This is a genomic window from Thermoflexus sp. (genome assembly GCF_040289485.1).
Taxonomy (GTDB): Bacteria; Chloroflexota; Anaerolineae; order Thermoflexales; family Thermoflexaceae; genus Thermoflexus.
Genome location: NZ_PSLG01000042.1, coordinates 1 through 19,504, shown reverse-complemented (window position 1 = coordinate 19,504; position 19,504 = coordinate 1). Strand labels below are relative to the sequence as shown.

Below are 19,504 nucleotides of genomic sequence, written 5' to 3'. Positions count from 1 at the left end.
GAGGAGGGGCCCGATGTGGTCATCGAGGCGGTGGGGCGGGTGGAGGCCTGGGAGGCCGCGGCGGACCTGGTGCGGCCGGGCGGATGCGTGGTCCTGTTCGGCGGCTGCCCCGTGGGGACGCGGGCCTCCTTCGACACCGCCCGCTTGCATTATCAGGAACTGACCCTGCGCGGGGTGTTCCACCACCATCCCCAGCACGTCCGCGCCGCCCTCCAGTTGCTGAGCGATGGGCAGATCCCCACGGAGGTTCTGATCAGCGGGGAATTGCCGCTGGCCCGCCTGCTCGAGGCCTTCGCCCGGATGGAGGCCCGCCAGGGCTTTAAGTTCGCCATCGATCCATGGCGGGAGGGGTGACCTACGCCGCGGCGGGGTCTGGCGGGCGGGCGCCCGCCTTCAGCCGGGCCACGATTTTCTGATCGGTAGCGGGGAAGGGGTAGCGGTCCAGTTCCTCCAGGGACACCCACCGGAACTCGGCGCAGCCGAGGGGCTGCGGGAGGCCGGCGACCCAGCGGCACCAGAAGACGTGGAGGGTGATGCGCATGTGGGTATAGGCGTGGCGCAGGCGCATCAGCGGGCCCAGCACCTCCACCTCGATCCCCAGTTCCTCCCGCAGTTCCCGCCGCAGCCCTTCCTCCAGGCCCTCTCCGGGTTCGACCTTGCCGCCCGGGAACTCCCACAGCCCACCGAGCATCCCGCGCTCCGGACGCCGCGCGATGAGCACGCGATCGCCGTCCATGATCACGCCGGCGGTCACGTCGTAGTGGGGGACGGGAGGCCGGGGAGCTCGGGTCGGATACGCCTCCGGGCGGCCCTGGCGATAGGCGGCGCAGAAGGCCTGGAGCGGGCACTCGGGGCAGCGGGGGGCGCGGGGCGTGCAGACCCTCGCCCCCAGGTCCATCAGGGCCTGATTGAAGTCCCCCGCCCGCCCTTTGGGCAGCAGGCGGGCGGCCCAATCCTCGAGGGCACGACGGCCCTCCGGGCGCCGCGGGTCGTCGGGGAGGGCGAACAGCCGGGCCAGCACGCGGGCGGCGTTGCCATCCAGTGCCACCGCGTCCCGGCCGAGGGCGATGCTGAGGACTGCCCCAGCGATGTAGGGCCCAACCCCCGGCAGGCGCCGCCACTCCGCCAGGGTCTGGGGGAAGGCGCCGCCCCGTTCCTGGACCAAGCGGCGGGCCGCCTGATGGAGATGGCGGGCCCGGGCATAGTAACCCAATCCCTCCCAAGCCTTAAGGACCTCTTCCAGAGGAGCAGCGGCCAGATGGTGCAGGGTGGGGAACCGGGCGAGGAAGCGTTCGTAGTAGGGGATGACGGTCTCCACGCGGGTCTGCTGCAGCATCACCTCCGCCACCCAGACCGCATAGGGATCGCGGCGGCGACGCCATGGCAAATCCCGCCGGTGGGCCTCATACCACCGCAGGAGCGCCTCCGAGATGGCGGCCTCTCGCGTCCCCTCCCGATCGGGCATCTTTTCCAAGTTTTGTCCGGCGGCGCTTGGGGCGGGCTTCCCCTGACAGCCGCGGAGGGAGGGGGACATTCCTCCCCTCCCTCCGCGGCTGTGTCCCCGCGGCCGGCTTCGGCCGACGGCCTCAACCCTGCTGGAGCCTCCGGACCAGCCGCCAGGCCCCCGGGAGGACCGCGGTGGCCAGGGCGAGTTTCACCAGGTCCCCTGGGATGAACGGCAGCAGGCCGAGGGCGATGGCTCCCTTGCTGCCCCACAGCCCATGGGCGAAGCGCCCCGGTTGGTGAACCAGCCATGGGGCGAGCCAGGGGCCGTAGGCCAGCCAGATCAGCCCGAAGAGATAGATCACGACATTGCCTGCCAGCATGGCCACCGCGGCGGTCAGCGGCCGGCGGTCCCACCCCCGTTCCGCCAGCCACCCGGTGACGAAGGCGGCAGCGATGAACCCGATCAGATAGCCCCCCGTCGGCCCCAGGACCCGGGCCAGCCCGGCGGCCCCGCCGGCGAACACCGGCAACCCCGCGGCCCCCTCCAGCAGATACAGGGCCATGCTGAGGGCCCCGCGCCGGCTGCCCAGGACGGCTCCCACCAGCAGCACCGCGAAGGTCTGCCCGGTGATCGGGACCGGGGTGAAGGGCAGGGGGATGGTGATGCGGGCCATCAGGGCGGTGAGCAGGCTGCCCCCCAGGACCAGCAGGGCCTGCACCAGCAAGGCCTGGTCCCGGGTCCGGCGCCGTGACGCTGGGATCAGCGCGTCCGCGAGAACCATGGGAAAACCTCCTGGATAAGGACTTCGCCTCCCCTGGGGAGGCCTCTTGAGGATTTTCCTGGCCGGGAACGGGCCTGTCAAGCGAGGTGCCCGGAGGCCCATCCCGCTGGGGATCGCTGAGGGTTGACATAGGGCCGGTGAAAACCCAGCCGGCTCCGGGCGGGCCGTCCGAAGCGGCCCTACCGGGAGTTCCCCGGGAAGGGACGCCTGTGGGGATCCCTCGGGCGGCGGAACGGCGAAGCGCCGGTCTACGCGCCACGGGTCGAGGAAGCCGGAAGGGGCCGGTCATCCGTTTCGCCTCGCAAGGTGAAAGGGATGACGATGCGCCACGGAACGGGAGCGGGCGAGTCGTCCTGCGGCGGCCCTCGACGGTCCCGGTCGCAGCGGCAGAGGGATAGGGGCGCAGCGGCGCGGTGGCCCTATGTAGCGCCGGCGATCCGGCCGTCGAGGCGGCGCACGACCTGGATCACCTGTCCGCGGATCTGAACCGCAGCCGCCGGCACCTCAAAGGGCGGGAACGCCGGATGGGCCGATTTCAGCAGGACCCGGTCGCCGGCGCGGTAGACGTATTTCAGAGCGACCTCCTGGCGGTCGGACAGCCAGACCACAGCCATCTCGCCGTTCTCGACCTGGGGGACGGGCTTGACGATCAGGAGGTCGCCGTCGCCGATGAGGGCGTCCAGCATCGAGGTGCCCTGCACCCGGAGGGCGAAGAGGTCCTCCCCGGGGGGAAGCCATGCTTCGGGGAGAAGCAGCCACCCGAGCGGGTTGCCCGTGGGGGCGGGGAGGGGGTGACCGGCGGCAATGGTGCCCACGAGAGGGATGCGCCGCAGGCCATAGGGGAGCGGCTCACCGTCCGGCCATTGCAGGAGGCGGATCCCCCGGGAGCGACGCCCTTCGCGCCGAATGATCCCGGCTTCCTCCAGCCGCCGGAGATGGTAGTCCACCACTGAGGGGGAGGAAACCCGCAGTTCTGCCTGGAGCTCGCGCACCGTGGGATAGACCCCGTGCTTCCGATACCACCGGGCGATGCCGGCCAGGATCTCTCTTCTGAGATCCCGCCGGGCCCGCCGACGCCGTCCGTTCCGGGCCATCCGAGCGCCCTCCGAATCCCAAAGTTTCCCAAAGCCTTTTCCCAACCCTACCTGAACATTTGTTTGATGTCAAGGGGAACAGGGCCTATTCGTAGCGCAGGGCCACGATGGGGTCGAGGCGGGCGGCCCGCCAGGCAGGGTAGAGGCCGGAGAGGAGGCCGATGGCGGAACTGACCCCGACGGCCAGCAGGACGGCGTCGGCGGTGACGATGGCCTGGAAAGCGCCGCCGGCCAGGGTGGAGATCAGCCGGGCAATGGCGATCCCCAGCAGCACCCCCAGGGCGCCCCCGATCAGGGAGAGGAGCACCGTCTCGGTGAGGAACTGGAGCATGATGTCCCGCGGGCGGGCGCCCACGGCCTTGCGCAGGCCGATCTCCCGCGTGCGCTCTCGCACCGAGACGAGGGTGATGTTCATGATTCCGATACCGCCCACCAGGAGGGAGATCCCGGCGATGGCCGAGAGAAAGGCGGTGAGGATGGCGGTCAGGTTGCCGAAGAGGCGGAGGATCTCCTCCTGGGAGACGACGGTGAAATCGTCGTCTTCCCGGAACCGGATGCCATGGCGTTCCCGCAGGATCCCCTGGGCCTGCTCCCGCGCGGCGGCGATGCGGTCGGGGGAGCGGGCCACCAGGACGATGGCGGAGAGGCCGGCCTCGCCCCCCCGCCCCCGCAGCGGGTAAAGGTACTGGTGCATCGTGCTCAGGGGGATCAGCACCACCTCGTCGTCGTTGCCGAAGGAGGTGCCGCCCTTACGGCCCAGCACGCCCACCACCCGGAAGGGCACGTCCCGGATGCGGATGAGTTGTCCCGCCGGATCGGCGTCCCCGAAGAGGGCCCGGGCGGTGTCGGCCCCCAGCAGGGCCACCCGGGCCCGGGTCCGTTCGTCCTCCCCCTCGATGAACCGGCCGCGGGCCACCGTCCAGTTCCGGGCGATGCGGTAGGCGGCCGTCACCCCCCGCACCGTCACGGTGGTCCGTTCTTTGGAGGAGGCGACGGGGAAGGTCTGGGCGGCCACAGGGGCGACCATGGCGATGTCCGGGGCCCGGGCCGGGTCCTGGAGGGCCATGGCGTCCCCCAGGGTCAGGGCAGGGCGCAGCAGCCCGGACTGCTGGGCGGCGGCGCGGGTCAGGCCGGTCTGGGAGAAGCCGCCGGGGAAGACGAAAAGGACGTTGGGGCCGATGGCCTGGACCTGGCGTTGGATGTAGTCCTGGACGCCCCGGCCGGCGGCCAGCAGGGCCACCACGGCGCCCACCCCGATGAGGATGCCCAGCAGGCTGAGGGCCGTGCGCAGTTTGTTCGCCGCCAGGCTCTGCAACGCCGTCCGCAGGTTCTCCTGCCACAGCGCGATCATCTCTTCTTCCCCTGCCTTCCCTCACTCATACCGCAGGGCCACGATGGGGTCGAGGCGGGCGGCCCGCCAGGCGGGGTAGAGGCCGAAGAAGAGGCCCACGGCGGCGCTCACCCCCACCGCCAGCAGGACGATGTCCGGACCCACGGCGGCCCGCACCGCCCCCTGGCTGAGGACATCGATGGAGGAGGCCAACGCAGTCCCCAGGGCGGCGCCCAGGGCGCCGCCCAGCAATGTGATCACGGTCGCCTCTGTAAGGAACTGGAGCATGATGTCCCGCGGGCGGGCGCCCACGGCCTTGCGCAGGCCGATCTCCCGTGTCCGTTCGGTCACCGAGACCAGCATGATGTTCATAATCCCGATGCCGCCCACCAGCAGGGAGATGGCCCCGAGGGCGCCGAGGAAGATCGTCAGCACGCTGGAGATCTGGCTGAAGATCGAGACCAACTCGAACTGGGTCAGCACGACGAAGTCGTCTTCGTCCTGGAAGCGGATGCGATGGCGCTCCCGCAGCACCTCGGTGATCCGCCGCACCACCGCCTCTGTCTCCTCGGCCCGGGCCACCCGCAGCATGATCCCATTGACCAGAGGCTCCCCCGTGCGCGGATCCCGCGCGTCGTCCAGCATCTCCTGGGCCACGGTGATGGGGATGAAGACCAGATCGTTGTAATCCCCGAAGGCGCTGCCGCCCTTGTCCGACATCACCCCGATCACTCGGAAAGGGATGCCGTTGATGCGCACGGTCTGTCCGATCGGGTTCGGGGTCTCCGGGAAGAGGCGGCGGGTCGGGGTGAGGCCCAGCACGATCACCCGGGACCGGTTCAGGACGTGGCTTTCCTCCAGGAAAGTCCCCAGCATCGGCGTCCAGTTGCGGGCCGGGGCATAGCCCGGCGTGGTCCCCAGGATGACGGTGACGACCTCATGGCCCTGGCCCTGGACCGGGCCGAAGCGCTGGACCACGGGGACCACCGCGGTGGCCCGTCCCCGCGTGGCCTCCTCCACCGCGCGCACGTCCCGCATAGTGAGGGACGAGATGTCTCGCAGGGCGGCGCTGGGCGGGCCGCCTCCGGCGGCGCCGCGGGGGATCACGAAGATCAGGTTGGTGCCGATGGCGGCGAACTGGGCCTGGATGTAGTTCTGCACTCCCCGTCCGATGGCTACCATGGCGATGACGGCGGCCACGCCGATGAGGATCCCCAGCAGCGTCAGGGCTGCCCGCAGCCGGTTGGCCGCCAGTGTCTCGAAGGCCTGCTGTACGTTCTCCATCCACATGGATCTCACCGCACCGACGTCCCCTGGCTTTTGGCTCCCCAGCGGGGCGGGAGTGGTCAAGCCGCGCCCCCCATCGCCTCCGGCTCCACGATGCGCTCGGCGGGGGGGACCGGCTCGTCGGCCACCACCACCCCGTCCTGCAGCCGCACGATCCGCATCGCGTGCCGCGCCACAAAAAGATCGTGGGTCACCACCACCAGCGTGATCCCCCGCTCTCGGTTCAGCCGCTGAAACAACGCCAGGATCTCCCGCCCCGTCCGGCTGTCCAGATTCCCCGTCGGCTCGTCCGCCAAAATCATCGCCGGATCGTTCACCAGCGCCCGCGCAATCGCCACCCGCTGCTGTTGACCCCCCGACAACTCGCTGGGCCGATGCCCCAGCCGGTCCCCCAGCCCCACCTCCTCCAGCATCCGCCGCGCCCGCTCCCGCCGCTCCCGCCACCCCACCCCGTTGTACAGCAACGGCAACTCCACGTTCTGCAACGCCGTCGCCCGCGGCAGCAGGTTGAAATTCTGAAACACAAAGCCGATCCGCCGGTTGCGCACCACCGCCAACTCGTCCTCCGACAGCCGGGACACCTCCCGGCCCTCCAGCCAGTAGCGACCTCGGGTCGGCCGATCCAAACACCCCATAATGTTCATCAGGGTCGATTTCCCCGACCCCGAGGGCCCCATCACCACCACAAACTCCCCCCGCTCAATGGTCAGCGACACCTCCCGCAGGGCCGGGATCTCCACCCTCCCCATCCGGTAAACCTTCTCCACCCCCTCCAGCACGATCACCGGCTCGCCCATTCGCGCTGTGCCTCCGGCGGCGGTCATCGGCCGAAGCGGAAGAACCGGAAAGCCGAAGGCGGCCGCACCTCCCCCAGGGCGATTTGATCGCCCTCCTGGAGGCCTTCCAGGACCTCGCTCTCCGCCTCCCCCTGGGCCCCCAGGCGGATCTCCACCTCCTGGATCCGGTCTCCCACCACCCGATAGGCGAAGGCCCTCCCGGTCTCCCGGTCGCGGCGGACGGCGGCGTTGGGCACCAGGAGGACGTTCTCCCGGCGCTTCACCTCGATCTCGACGCTGGCGCTCATCCCCGCCCGCAGCGCCGGGTCCCGGTCGTCCAGGACCACCCGCACGCGGTAGGTGGACGTCCCGCCGGCCTCGGCTGCCGCCGGCGCGATGGTCTCGATGTGCCCCTGGAAGATCCGCCCGGGCATGGCGTCCAGGGTGATCGCCACGGGCATGCCCTCCCGCAGGCGGACCACGTCCACCTCATCGACGGTCAGGTCGAGGTGGAGATCGCTCAGGTCGGCGAGGACGATGGCCCCGCCGGGGATGCCGGCGCCGACCACCTGGCCGACCTCGATGTTCACCGCCGTGACAGTGCCATCGAAGGGGGCCACCAGGGTGGCCTGCTCGAGGCGGCGCCGGGCCTGTTCCAGTTGCAGGCGGGCCTGCTCCAATTGCCAGCGGGCCCGCTCGAGGGTCAGGGCGTCGGGCTGGAGGCGGGCGAGGTTCGCCTGGGCCTGGGCGAGTTGGGCCCGGGCTGCCTCCAGTTGCTCCGGCCGGGCCCCGGCCTTCAGTTTCTCGTATTGCAGCCGGGCGATCTCGGCCTGCAGTTCGGATTGCCCCACCCGGGCCTTCGCCAGTTCCAGGTCGATCGGGGCGGAGAGGGGGGAGCCGGCCGTCTTGTCCCGGGTCAGTTGCGCCTGCCAGAGGGCGTTCTTGGCGATCTCCCAGTTCAAACGGGCCAGTTCCAGGTCCAGGGGATCGGGGCCGGCGGCCAGCGCCTGGAGGGTGGCCTGGGCGCTGCGCACCGCCGCCCGAGCGGCGGCCAGCTCCTCCGGCTTGGGGCCTTGGACGGTCTGGCTATAGATCACCTGCTGGGTCAGGTAAGCGACCTCGGCCTGGCGCACGGCCAGTTCGAGATCAGCGGTCTCCAGCCGCGCCAAGGGCTGCCCCTTGCGGACGCGATCGCCCTCCCGGACGAGGACCTCGGCCACCGTCCCGGCCGTTGCGAAGTTGAGGGCGGCCTGGGCGCGGGGGCGGATCTTCCCCGCCGCGCTCAGGGTCACCCGCAAGGTCCCCCGACGGACGGTGGCGGTCTCGATCCGGGCCGGGCGCTGGGCCCGCGCCCCTCCCAGGAGCCACCAGCCTCCGATCAGCACCACCAGCACGAGCCCCCCGAACAGCAACCCCCTGCGCCATCGCATCGGTGTTCCTCCCCGAAGAGATCGCTGGCGGCGAAAGCCGCGCGGGCCCGGAGGGGGTCAGCCCGCCCCCGTCGGCCCGTGTCCGGCCTCCGGGCGGAGGCCATGCAGGAGCAGGGCGGCGAGCTGGCGGGCCACCTGCTCGGGAGGCATCGCCGCCAGTTCCGGATCCAGTTCCATCCCGAAGACAGTGACGCCGTGCAGGACCCCCCACAGCGCCCACATCACCAGGCCGGGATGGAGGTCCGGATACCCTCCCCGGTCCAGTTCCCGGGCCAGCATCCCCCGGACCTGCTCCAGGAAGGGCTGGACCGTCCCTTCCAGAAAGGCCCGCCGGATGGCTTCATCGGTCCGGATCTCCTGATACAGGGCCTGCATCAGCGGCAGGTGTTGCCGCATGGCGATCAGCCGCTCCTGGAGGAAGGCCTCCAGCCATCGGGTCGGGGGCATGGTGTTCAGGGCTTCCAGATGCCGCCGGATCGGCTGCAGGGTCAGCGTCTCCAGCAGCGCCAGCAGCAGATGGCGCTTGGTCGGGAAGTACCGGAAGAGGGTGCCCTCCGCCACGCCGGCCTCCCGGGCGATCTCCCGGGTGGTGGCCCCGCGGAAGCCCCGGCGGGCGAACACCCGCCCGGCGGCCTCCAGGATCTGGGCCCGCCGCTCCACGCCTCCCCGCCGTCCCACCGTCCGCCCACCTCGAAGTGAGTGCTCACTCAGTATACTCGGCGGATTTCCTCCCGTCCACTTTCCGGGGATGTCGGAGCGGGAGTCGGCGGATAAAATAAACGGGATCCCACATCCTTTGAGGTTCCTGATGCAACGGTGGTGGGACCTCGGCGCCCGGTTGGCGCCGATCGGGCTGTTCGCGCTGCTGCCCGTCCTGCTCCTGGGCCCCACGCTGACGGGGGCCCGGACGCTGATCCCGGCGGACAACCTCTACGAATGGCAGCCGTGGCGATCCCTGGCCCCCGCCCTGGGGATCGGGATCCCCCACAACGCCCTGCTCTCGGACCTGGTGCTGGAGAACTATGCGTGGAAGCGGTTCCTGGTGGCTGCCCTCCGGCGCGGGGAGCTTCCCCTGTGGAATCCGTATCTGTTCGCGGGGGCCCCTTTCCTGGCCAACGGGCAGCCCTCGGCCCTGTATCCGTTCACCCTGTTGTTCCTGGTCCTGCCGATCCCTCAGGCCTATGGGCTGTTCAACGCGTTGCAGTTGTTCCTGGCGGCGCTGGGGATGTATGGCCTGGCCCGGGTCTGGGGTCTGGGCCGGGCCGCGGCGACCCTCGCTGGCGTGGCTTATGCCTTCAGCGCCTTCATGGTCGTGAGCCAGGTCTTCCCCATGATCCTTGCCGGGGCCGCCTGGCTGCCCTATCTGCTCGCTGCTCTGCACGCGATGGCGGTGCGGCGGCCGCTGGGGGGGCGCCCGGCGGCGCTGCCGTGGGCCCTCGGGGGCGGCCTGGCCTTCGCCATGAACATCCTGGCCGGGCACGTGGAGATCACCTATTACACCGCCCTGGTCGGGGGAGGCTACGGGCTGGCCTTGGCCTTCGCCCAGCGGCGGGTGCCGGGCCGGGCCCTGGCCACGGGGGGATGGACCCTGGGGGCTTTGGGGCTGGGCCTGGCCCTGGGGGCCGCCCAGTGGATCCCCCTCTATGAAGTGGTGCGGGAGAACTTCCGCGAGGGGACGGCGACGCTGCGCCAGGTGCTGGGCTGGGCCTATCCATGGCGCCATCTCCTCGTCTTCCTGATCCCGGACTTCTACGGCAACCCGAGCCACCACGGCGTCCGCGATGTCTTCACCGGGGCGTGGGTGCCCTTCACCGTGAACGCCTACGGCCAGCCCAACCCCAACGGCGCCTTCACCAGCCATTGGGGGATCAAGAACTATGTGGAAGGAGGGGCTTATCTGGGGCTGTTGCCGTGGGCCCTCGCCGCCATCGCCCTCTCTCGGTGGCGCGCCCTGCGCTCCGCGGGGGTCCCCATGGGGTTCCTGACCGCCCTGGCCCTGCTCTCCCTCTCCTTCGCCTTCGGCCTGCCCACCTATGCCCTGCTGTACTATGGGCTCCCCGGGTTCAACCAACTGCACTCGCCGTTCCGGTGGATCTGGCCTTTCTCCTTGGCCATGGCCGGCCTGGCCGGGGCCGGGCTCGAGGTCGCCCGCCGCGAGGGGAGCCCAAGGTGGCCCGCCGGGCTGCTGGGCGGGGTGGGCCTTCTGGTGGGGGGCGCCCTCTTCCTCGGCCGCTGGGTGTTCCCCGAGGCCGCTCTGGGCCTGGCGGAGCGGGCTCTGCACGCCCTGGCCAAGGCCCCGGAGGCCTTCCCCGACGGCCGCATGTTTTTCTCGTATCAGTTCTGGAACCTGCTCCGCTTCAGCGGGGTGGCGTTGGGGAGCGGGCTGGCCCTGGCGCTGCTCCGTTGGCGGCGCGGGGGCGCAGCGCTGGCCATCGGGATGCTGGCCCTGGATCTGCTCCAAGCGGGGGCGGGCTTCAACCCGGCCGCCGACCCGCGGGCCCTTCAGGTCGAGCCCCCGGTGGTCCGCTTCCTGCGCCAGGACCCCGGTCCGTGGCGGCTGACCACCTTCGATCCCCACGGGCGCAAGACCTTCAACGCCAACGGCCCCTGGCTCTACGACCTCCAGGACATCCGGGGCTACGACTCCATCATCCTCAAGCGCTACGTCGCCTACATGTCTGCGATCCAGCCCCAGCATGAGTTGCCCTTCAACCGCATCGCCCCCCTGACGGAGCCTCAGGCCTTGGACTCGTCTCTGCTGGACGCCCTCAACGTGAAATACGTAGTCACCGAGGAAAGCCTCCCCTCCCCGCGCTACACCCTGGTCTACGCGGGTGAGGTGCGGGTTTATCGCAACGAGGGGGCCATGCCCCGTGCGTGGACCCTCCCGCTGACCGCCACGGTGTTCCACCCTGACCCGGTGGCGGCCTTGCGGACCTTCGACCCGCGGTTCCACGTCGTCGTCGATCGCCCGGTGCCCGAGGTCTCCGCCTTCGGGGCGGCCGCCGTGCCCCGCCCGGCCGCGGTGACGGCGTATGGGATCAACGAAGTGTGGGTGGACGCCGCGGTGGAGGTGCCCTCGTGGCTGATCCTGGCCGACACCTTCTTCCCGGGCTGGGTGGCCTACCGGCGGCCCCTCGGGGGCGGGGAGGCGGAGGAGCGTCCGCTGGCCATCTACCCGGTGAACGGTCTGTTCCGGGGGGTGATCCTGCCGCCGGGGCGGTGGACGGTGCGGTTCCGTTACAGCCCTCTTTCCGTGAAACTGGGCTTCTTCACGACCTTCATCGGCGCGATGGCGGCGCTCTTCATGGCCGCGGTGTGGGCCTGGCGGCGGCTGTATCGGGAGGAGGCGGAGGCCGCCACGGCCCTCCGGGTGCTCAAGAACAGCCTCACGGCGATGGGGCTCAACCTCTTCACGCGCTCCATCGATTTCGCCTTCGCCGCCCTGATGCTGCGTATCCTGGGCCCCGAGGCGGCGGGGAAGTATTACTTCGCCATCGTGCTGGTGGGCTGGTATGAGATCCTCTCCAACTTCGGCCTCAACGTCTGGTTGACGCGAGAGGGGGCGCGTCATCGGGAGGCAGTCAACCGCTACTTCGTCAACAGTTCGGCGATGCGGTTGGTCCTGCTGGGGGTGTGGGCGCCTCTGCTGCTCGCGGTCATGGCCCTTTGGAGGGGCCTTTTCGGGTTGAGCGGGGACGCCGCCCTGGCCATCGGGCTGCTGGCCCTGGCCCAGGTCCCCACCAGCCTCTCCACGGGGGTCACCGCCCTCTTCTACGTTTACGAAAAGGCGGAGATCCCGGCGGCCCTCACCGTGGTCACCGTCCTGCTCAAGGTGGGGTTCGGGGTGCCCATCCTGTTGGCGGGCGGGGGCTTTGTGGGGCTGGCGGCGTCCTCCGTGGCGGTCAACGGGATCACCCTGGCCCTCTTGAGCGGCCTGGCGTTCCGGATGTTCTTCCGCCCCCGCTGGGAGGACGACCCCGCGCTGCGCCGGGAGATGGTCCGGGAGTCCGGGCCTCTCATGCTCAACCATCTCCTGGCCACCCTGTTCTTCAAGATCGATGTCCCCATCTTGCAGGCCCTGAAGGGGGATCTGCAGGTGGGTTGGTATAGCACGGCGTATAAGTGGCTGGACGCGCTGAACATCATCCCCGCCTACACCACCTTCGCGGTCTTCCCGGTGATCTCCCGACAGGCGGCGGGGTCGTTGGAGGCCATGCGACGGTCGGTGATCCTCACCCTGAAGGGCCTGGCGGCGGTGGCCGTGTTCACCGCCGTGCTCTTCACCGCCCTGGCGGAGCCCCTGTCCTGGCTTCTGGGAGGGGCCCAGTATCTGCCCCACGCGGCCATCGCCCTGCGGCTGATGATCTGGTCGATCCCTGTGGGTTGGATGAACAGCCTGATCAACTATGTGCTGGTGGCCCTGGGCCGCCAGCGGTATCAGACGAAGGCCTTCGGGATCGCCCTGGGATTCAACGTCCTCGCCAACCTCCTGACCATCCCCTTCTTCGGATACCCGGCCGCGGCGGTGATCACCATCCTCTCGGAGATCGTGGAGGGGGCGGCCTTCTACTACGATCTGCGGCGGCGGCTGGGCCCGCTGCCGTGGGGGGAGATCCTGGGGCGCCCCTTGATCGCCGGTGGGGTGATGGGTGGGCTGATCGGGGTCCTGTGGGGGCTTTCGCCGGCCCTGGCCCTGCCGGTGGGGGCCGCCGGCTACGGGCTGGCCTGGTGGCGGCTGCGGCCCTTCACCGCGGAGGAGACGGAGCGCCTGCTCCAGGCGCTGCCGGCCGGCGGGCGGGGCCGCCGCCTGCTCCTCCGCCTCCTCGGGTGATGGGCTTTAGGATTTCCGGCTCCCGCGGATCCCATGGGCGGCGCCCCCACCCCAGATCCGCTGGGCGGGTTCAGGGCCGTCCCCGGCTCACCCGATCCGCGCCAGGGCCTGTTCCAGGTCGGCGATCAGGTCGTCGGGGTCCTCGATGCCCAGGGAGAGGCGCACCAGGTTGTCCTTGATGCCGATGGTCGCCCGGTCCTCCGGATCCATCTCGTAGTAGGACATGAGGGCCGGTTGCTCCACGAGGCTTTCCACCCCGCCCAGGCTGGGGGCGATGTAGGGGATCTGCAGGGCGTCGATGAAGCGGGCGGTCCCCTGGAGATCCGCGTCCACCTCGAAGGTGACCACCCCGCCGAAGCCCCGCATCATGCGACGGGCGACGGCGTGGTCGGGGTGGGAGGGCAGCCCGGGATACCACACCCGGCGCACGCGGGGGTGGGCGGCGAGGAACTCGGCCACCCGCATCCCGTTTTCGTTCTGCCGGGCCACGCGCAAGGCCAGGGTCTTCAGGCCCCGCAGGACCAGGTAGGCGGCGTGGGGCTGCAGGACGGCCCCCAGCATGGCTTGCATCTCCCGCAGGCCGGCGATCAGCTCAGCCGGCCCGGCCACCACGCCGGCCATAACGTCGTTGTGGCCCGCGAGATATTTGGTGGCGCTGTGCACCACCAGATCGATCCCCAACTCCAGCGGGCGCAGGTTCACCGGTGTGGCGAAGGTGGAATCCACCACCGTCCGGATCCGGTGGCGGCGGGCGATCTCGGCCAGCCGCTCCAGATCCACCACCCGCAGGTAGGGGTTGGTCGGGGTCTCCGTGAAGATGAGGCGCGTGGTGGGCCGGATGGCGGCCTCCAGGGCCTCGTAATCCCCGATGGGCACGACGGTGGCCTCCACGCCGAAGCGGCGGAGGAACTGCAGGACGAACTGGCGGGTGCGGCGGTAGCAGTCCTCGGTGAGGATGACGTGGGCGCCGCTGCGCAGCATAGCGAAGAGGATGGCGGTCACCGCCCCCATCCCAGTGGCGAACGCGGCGGCGGCCTCGGCGCCCTCCAGGGCGGCGACCTTCGCCTCCAGGGCGGCCACCGTGGGGTTGCCGTAACGCCCGTAATCCACCCGGCCCCCTGCCTCCCCCCATTGTCGGGCCTCCTGGAAGGCGATCAGATCCGCCGTGTCCCGGAAGGCGTAGGTGGCCGTCTGGACAATGGGGGGAACCACGGCGTGGTAGGGGTTGAGATGGCGGGTTCCCCCGTGAACCGCCTGGGTGGACGGCCCTCGGGCCGTCACGGTGGTGGGGCATCCGGTTTCGGTCTGCACGTCCATCGCCGGCGCCTCCTTTCGTGCTGGGCCCAACGTTCGCATCTTTTCGGGAACGGGCGGGCGCATCCCTGGGGAGCAAGGCGAGGCCTGGGATGGGTAACAAAAAGGCCCCTTCTGGGAAAAGGGGCCTCTGATCAGGCCACCCTTATCTCCCAGAAGCGCGGCGAACGCTTCTGCCGGACTTGGCACCTTACCCGCGCGGCCGTTCGCCGTTCGGCCGCTGACTTCAGCGGGCAGGTTGCCGGGGCTTCATCGGGCCGGGTCCCTCCGCCCACTCTGGATAAGAGCGGCACCCAGTATTCAGTTGTTTGACGGCTATTATACCGAACCAGGGGAAGGCGCGCAAATCCCGGTCAAGGGGCGTGGACCTCGGCGGCGCGCAGGGCCCGCCACACCCGCTCCGGGGTGGCTGGGATCTGGGTGATCCACACGCCCACCGCGTCGTAGATGGCGTTGACCACCGCAGGGGCCACGCCGTCCATGGGGATCTCGGCCACCGCCTTGATACCGAAGGGGTGGGTCGGTTCCACGGTCTCGACGAAGATCACCCCTAGTTCAGGGACCTCGTGGGCCTGGAAGATCTTGTAATCGCCGAAGCGCGGGTTGACCACACGCCCCCGCTCGTCGAAGACCATCTCCTCGCAGACCGCATAGCCCAGGGCTTGGACCATCCCACCCTCCACCTGCCCGGAGGCGGTCAGCGGGTTGACGATCCGGCCAGCGTCCACGGCCATCACCAGGCGATCCACCCGCACCTCGCCCGTCTCGATGTCCACCGTCACCTCGGCGAACTGGGCGGCGAAGGGGGGTGGGGAGGTCGGGGAGACATAGGAGGCGACGGCCATGATCTGCCGCTGGTCCCGGTGGTGCAGCGAGGAGAGGGCCACCTCCTCCAGGGTGACGCTGCGGCCGTCCGGCGCCCAGACCCGACGGTCGGCCAGGCGCAGCGCGTCGGGGGAGACCGGGTCCCCACGCTCGCTGAGCAGGGCCGCGGCCACTTCCTTGATCTGCTCCGCCACCTGCTGGGCCGCCTTCACCGCCGCCGCCCCCGAGATGTAGGTGGTGGAGGAGGCGTAGGCCCCTTTGTCGAAGGGGGTGAAATCGGTGTCGGAGGAATAGACGATGATGTCCTCCAGGGCGCATCCCAGCACCTCCGCCACCATCTGGGCGATGACGGTGTCGGAGCCAGTGCCCAGGTCGGTGGCGCCGATGAGGAGGTTGAAGGAGCCGTCGTCGTTCATCTTCAGGCTGGCGGCCCCCATATCCAGGTAAGGGATGGCCGTCCCCTGCATCACGCAGGCCACCCCGATCCCGCGCCGCAGGTGGGGCTTCCCCGGGACCTGATGCCATTCGGGGTTCCCGAACTTCTCGGGCCAGCCGACGTAGGCCGCGCCGTAACGCACGCACTCGGGCAGCCCGCAGGTGTGGACGATCTCCGGGCGGGGCTCACGGCCCTCGCTCCAGGCCCGGCTGAACGGATGCTCCTGCCCGGCCTTCAGGGCGTTCTTCAAACGGAACTCCAGGGGGTCCAGGCCCAGGGCCCGGGCGATGCGCTCCATGTGGACTTCGACAGCGAAGAAGCCTTGTGGGACCCCATAGCCGCGGAAGGCCCCGGAGGGCGGGGTGTTGGTGTAAACCACGTCGGCGTGGAACCGGATGCGTGGCTCCCCCTTCTCGTCCCACGCCGGATACAGGGCCATGGCCTTGTGGCCGGTGTTGCCGGCCACGGTCAGGGCGTGGCAGCCGTAAGCCCCCGTGTCCGACAGCACATACATCTCATTGGCCACGATGGTCCCATCCCGCTTGACGCCGGTCCGCAGCCGGATGCGCATGGGATGACGGGAGCGGGCGGCCGTGAACTCCTCCTCCCGCGTCCATTCCAGGCGCACCGGCCGTCCCGTGGCGATGGTGAGGTGGGCCGCGATGTCCTCGATCATGACCTCCTGTTTGCCGCCGAAGCCGCCGCCGATCCGCGGCTTGATCACTCGGATGCGCTTGGGGGGCAGGCCCAGCACCGGGGCCAGGATCCGGCGCACGTGGAAGGGCACCTGGGTGGACGTCCGGATGACCAACCGGTCGTCCTCGTCCCAGTAGGTGATCACCACGTGGGTCTCCAGGCTGCACTGCTGGACCTTGGGCACGATGTATTCGCTCTCGAAGATGTAATCGGCCTCGGCGAAGCCCTTATCCACCTCCCCGATCTCGATGTGGATCTGGGCCGCGAGGTTGCGCGAGGGGTCGGAACCGTCGAAGGGCACATACTCCGGCTCATCGTGGATGATGGGCGCCCCCGGCCGCATCGCCTCGCGGGGGTCCAGGACAGCGGGGAGCTCCTCGTATTCCACCTCGATGAGTTCAAGGGCCTTCTCGGCGATCTCCAGGCTCTCCGCGGCCACGAAGGCCACCCGGTCGCCGACGAAGCGGACCTTCCGGTCCAGGGAGAAGGTGTCCAGGGGCCCGGGGATGGGATCCGACTGGCCGGCGGTGGAATAGACCACGCGGGGGATGTCCGGATAGGTCAGCACGGCGGCCACCCCGGGGAGGGCGCGGGCCTTGCTCCCATCGATGCGCCGGATGCGGGCGTGGGGGACGGGGCTTTTGAGGACCTTGGCGTAGAGCATCCCCCGCCGTTCGAAATCGTCGGTGAAGGCGGGCTTGCCCTGCACCAGGCGCAGGGCATCCACCTTCTTCTCGGGCTTGCCCACCACTCGCGTCTCGGGGACCGGTTGGGGGAGCACGATGGTGGGCAGGACCACGGTGCGGGTCTGGAGACCCGGCCCGCCGGGCTCGGAGGGTGGGAGCTCCTCCCGTTCCCCCTCGGTCAGGAGCAGGGGCGCCTCGGGTGGGATGATCATGCGGCGGGCTTCTTCCTCGATCGGCGGGACGGCCTCTCCGCGCATACGGGCGGCCGCCCGCAGGACGGCCTGGACCGGCTTCAGATAGCCGGTGCAGCGGCAAAGGATGCCCCCCCGCGCCTCCCGGACCTCCGCCTCGGTGGGGTTGGGGTTGCGCTCCAACAGGGCCTTGGCGGCCAGCACCATGGCCGGCGTGCAGAAGCCACACTGGATCGCACCGGTCTCGACGAAGGCCTCCTGGATCGGGTGGAGGCCCTCCGTCCGTCGCCAGCCCAGTTCCGGCGTCCGCCCCACGCCTTCGATGGTGAGCAACGAGCGCCCGTCGACCTTCGCCGCCAGGGTGACGCAGGAGAGGATGGGGATGCCGTCCAGCAGGACGGTGCACATCCCGCAGGAGCCGTCGTCGCAGCCGTGCTTCACCCCGTAATAGCCGGCCCGTCGGAGCAGGTCCAAGAGCCGGGTATGGGGGGCGATCGGGAAGGTGCGACGCTCGCCGTTGATGGTGAGGGTGATCTCCATCGGGTCCCCCTTCCGCGAGGCTTTTTGCTATTTTAACACGTGGCGCGGCCCCTGCGGTTGTCCGAGGGCCGCGCCGGGAGGGGGCTCAGGCCCGTAGGGGAACCACCAGGGCTTCTCGCCGCCCTCGATGTCCCAATGGACGTGTTTGGTCTCGCGGAACTCCTCCAGGCCCTCGGCGCCGAGTGCGCGCCCGATCCCGCTCCATTTCATCCCGCCGAAGGGACCGGCGCAGTTGTCGGTGAGGGGATCGTTTTTCCCGGTAGGCCGAGCCGGCCATCGGGCTGATGTCGGTGGAGGGATCCGGGCCATGGCCCAGCCGGAGGGGTGCTGACGAGGGCGGCGATCTCCTCGGCGAAGCGGTGGTAGACAGCCTCCGGCCCGTAGGCTCGCTCCGTGCTGGCGCACACCTGCCCGGCGTTGATGAGGGCTGCGTAGGCCAGCGCCCGGACCGCCATCTCCAGAGGGGCGTCCGGTCCGACCCCGAAGGGGTCCTTCCCCCCAAGTTCCAGGTGCAGTTTCCTCATCAGAGGAGCGGCCAGGGCAGCGATCCGTAGCCGGTGACGATGTTCACCACGCCCGGGGGAAGGTGGAGAAGGCCACCGCCGTAGGGCTCCTTGAGGGCCCGGCTGAGTTGCCCGGGTTCGGGGAAGGGGATCCCCCGGCCGCGCTGGTGGCGGCCAGTTCCGCGTAGCCATCGAAGGTGGCGGCCGTCCAAAGGATCTCCGCCTCGTTCTCCCTCGGCGGCCGGGTCCACCACAGGGATCTCCCCCCGGGCCGGGGTCACCGCTCCACGCCCAGTTCGGTCCAGATGCGGTCGTAGATCTCGATGGCCTCGCCGACGTCGATCAGCCACTCCATCTTGCGCTGGAGTTCCTCGGGTGGGTAGATGCCGGGGTCGTTCAAGAGGGCGGGGTCGATCAGCCGTTGCTGGATGGCCGTCCGGTTGGGGCTGCCGTATTTGATCGTGTTGGCGTTGATGGCGGCGATGTCGGGGCGCATGAGGAAATTGATGAAGATCTCGGCGGTGTATTTGTTCCGGGACGTCTTGGGGATGGCCAGGTTGTCCTGCCAGATGGTGCAGCCCTCCTCGGGGATCACATATTTCAAGGAGGGCTTGGCGTCCCGCGCCCGGATGGCGTCCCCTGTCCAGATGTGGGCCAGGACCACCTCGCCGGCCACCAGGAGATCCCGGTTGGTGTCGCTGGTGTAAGCCTTGACATAGGGCTTCTGCCGGGACAGGACCTCTTTGGCCGTCGCCAGTTGCTCGGGATGGGTGGTGTTCATCGAGAACCCCAGATACTTGAGGGCCGCCCCGATGACCTCCCGCTCGTCTTTGAGCATGGAGATCTTCCCCTGGAGATCGGGGGCCGGCTCGAAGACATCCTTCCAGCTCTTGAGTTCCCGCGGGACGGCGGCCGTGTCATACATGAAGCCCGTGGTCCCCCACATGTAAGGAACCGTGTATTTGTTCTCGGGATCGAAGTAGAGGCCGAGGTGGGCCGGATCGATGTGGACCAGGTTGGGGAGGTTGCTCTTATCCAGTTCGGCTAGCATGCCTTCTCTGATCATGATGGAAACCATGTAAGTCGGAGGGCACGATGACGTCGTAGCCGGTGGCCCCAGCCTGCAGTTTGGCCAGCAGGGTCTCATTGGAATCGTAAGTGTCCACCACCACCTTCACCCCGCACTCTCGCTCGAAGCGGTTCAGTACCTCCTGAGCGATGTAGTCCGGCCAGTTGAACAGGTAAAGTTGTTTGGCGAGGCGGGAGCGATCGCCGCAGGGATCTGTCCCGGCCGCCGGGGCGGTGGGGGAGGGGGCAGGAGGCGGCGTGGGGGA

General features: G+C 69.7%; 16 protein-coding genes, 1 pseudogene and 1 riboswitch. Of the genes and pseudogenes, 2 read left to right on the top strand and 15 right to left on the bottom strand.

All coding sequences use genetic code 11. The features are described from left to right. A partial coding sequence (locus C4313_RS08085; protein ID WP_352429360.1) for a zinc-binding dehydrogenase occupies nucleotides 1–354 on the top strand: 354 nt, incomplete at its 5' end. 1 nt (nucleotide 355) lies between these two features. On the opposite strand, the gene mutY is transcribed toward C4313_RS08085, so the two are convergent. From mutY to C4313_RS08045, 8 genes are all read right to left on the bottom strand, one after another. Further along, nucleotides 356–1,465 (bottom strand): A/G-specific adenine glycosylase, encoded by a 1,110-nt coding sequence (mutY, locus tag C4313_RS08080; RefSeq protein ID WP_352429359.1) that lies wholly within the window; start codon nucleotides 1,463–1,465, stop codon nucleotides 356–358. A gap of 121 nt (nucleotides 1,466–1,586) precedes the next feature. Further along, complete coding sequence (locus tag C4313_RS08075) at nucleotides 1,587–2,228, bottom strand: biotin transporter BioY (RefSeq protein WP_352429358.1); 642 nt, start codon at nucleotides 2,226–2,228, stop codon at nucleotides 1,587–1,589. A gap of 419 nt (nucleotides 2,229–2,647) precedes the next feature. Continuing rightward, complete coding sequence (lexA, locus tag C4313_RS08070; RefSeq protein WP_352429357.1) at nucleotides 2,648–3,322, bottom strand: transcriptional repressor LexA; 675 nt, start codon at nucleotides 3,320–3,322, stop codon at nucleotides 2,648–2,650. 85 nt (nucleotides 3,323–3,407) lie between these two features. Further along, a complete protein-coding gene (locus tag C4313_RS08065) occupies nucleotides 3,408–4,673 on the bottom strand; it encodes an ABC transporter permease (protein WP_352429356.1) in 1,266 nt (421 codons plus the stop codon). Nucleotides 4,674–4,694: 21 nt separating this feature from the next. After that, nucleotides 4,695–5,936 carry an ABC transporter permease gene (locus tag C4313_RS08060; RefSeq protein WP_352429355.1) on the bottom strand — a complete coding sequence of 414 codons (1,242 nt, stop codon included), beginning with the start codon at nucleotides 5,934–5,936 and terminating at the stop codon, nucleotides 4,695–4,697. A 62-nt stretch (nucleotides 5,937–5,998) separates the two neighbouring features. Then, nucleotides 5,999–6,736: an ABC transporter ATP-binding protein gene (locus C4313_RS08055; protein ID WP_352429354.1), complete on the bottom strand. Its 738-nt coding sequence runs from the start codon at nucleotides 6,734–6,736 to the stop codon at nucleotides 5,999–6,001. Between the two features lie 23 nt (nucleotides 6,737–6,759). After that, nucleotides 6,760–8,145: an efflux RND transporter periplasmic adaptor subunit gene (locus C4313_RS08050; RefSeq protein WP_352429353.1), complete on the bottom strand. Its 1,386-nt coding sequence runs from the start codon at nucleotides 8,143–8,145 to the stop codon at nucleotides 6,760–6,762. A 57-nt stretch (nucleotides 8,146–8,202) separates the two neighbouring features. Next, the gene (locus C4313_RS08045; RefSeq protein ID WP_352429352.1) at nucleotides 8,203–8,823 is read right to left on the bottom strand and encodes a TetR/AcrR family transcriptional regulator; all 621 of its coding nucleotides are present in this window, start codon (nucleotides 8,821–8,823) and stop codon (nucleotides 8,203–8,205) included. A gap of 130 nt (nucleotides 8,824–8,953) precedes the next feature. Here C4313_RS08045 and C4313_RS08040 point away from each other — a divergent pair, with 130 nt between their 5' ends. Further along, the gene (locus C4313_RS08040) at nucleotides 8,954–12,979 is read left to right on the top strand and encodes an oligosaccharide flippase family protein (RefSeq protein ID WP_352429351.1); all 4,026 of its coding nucleotides are present in this window, start codon (nucleotides 8,954–8,956) and stop codon (nucleotides 12,977–12,979) included. Between the two features lie 87 nt (nucleotides 12,980–13,066). Here the strand turns inward: C4313_RS08040 and C4313_RS08035 are convergent, their stop codons facing one another. The 7 genes and pseudogenes from C4313_RS08035 to C4313_RS08005 form a co-directional block, all read right to left on the bottom strand. After that, the gene (locus C4313_RS08035; protein WP_352429350.1) at nucleotides 13,067–14,296 is read right to left on the bottom strand and encodes a trans-sulfuration enzyme family protein; all 1,230 of its coding nucleotides are present in this window, start codon (nucleotides 14,294–14,296) and stop codon (nucleotides 13,067–13,069) included. Between the two features lie 139 nt (nucleotides 14,297–14,435). After that, a riboswitch (SAM riboswitch) is annotated at nucleotides 14,436–14,580 on the bottom strand. Nucleotides 14,581–14,646: 66 nt separating this feature from the next. Further along, nucleotides 14,647–17,667 (bottom strand): molybdopterin-dependent oxidoreductase, encoded by a 3,021-nt coding sequence (locus C4313_RS08030; RefSeq protein ID WP_352429349.1) that lies wholly within the window; start codon nucleotides 17,665–17,667, stop codon nucleotides 14,647–14,649. A 27-nt stretch (nucleotides 17,668–17,694) separates the two neighbouring features. After that, nucleotides 17,695–17,877: a hypothetical protein gene (locus tag C4313_RS08025; protein ID WP_352429348.1), complete on the bottom strand. Its 183-nt coding sequence runs from the start codon at nucleotides 17,875–17,877 to the stop codon at nucleotides 17,695–17,697. Next, entirely contained in the window at nucleotides 17,874–18,191 is a 318-nt protein-coding gene (locus tag C4313_RS08020; protein ID WP_352429347.1) for an aldehyde dehydrogenase family protein, read from the bottom strand. The genes C4313_RS08025 and C4313_RS08020 overlap by 4 nt, the downstream gene beginning before the upstream one ends. Further along, complete coding sequence (locus C4313_RS08015; RefSeq protein ID WP_352429346.1) at nucleotides 18,191–18,451, bottom strand: hypothetical protein; 261 nt, start codon at nucleotides 18,449–18,451, stop codon at nucleotides 18,191–18,193. The genes C4313_RS08020 and C4313_RS08015 overlap by 1 nt, the downstream gene beginning before the upstream one ends. Further along, entirely contained in the window at nucleotides 18,448–19,221 is a 774-nt protein-coding gene (locus tag C4313_RS08010) for a polyamine ABC transporter substrate-binding protein (RefSeq protein ID WP_352429345.1), read from the bottom strand. Before C4313_RS08010 ends, C4313_RS08015 begins: the two co-directional genes overlap by 4 nt. After that, nucleotides 19,202–19,504: pseudogene (locus C4313_RS08005) on the bottom strand (hypothetical protein); the annotation flags it as partial. The gene C4313_RS08010 and the pseudogene C4313_RS08005, both read right to left, overlap by 20 nt.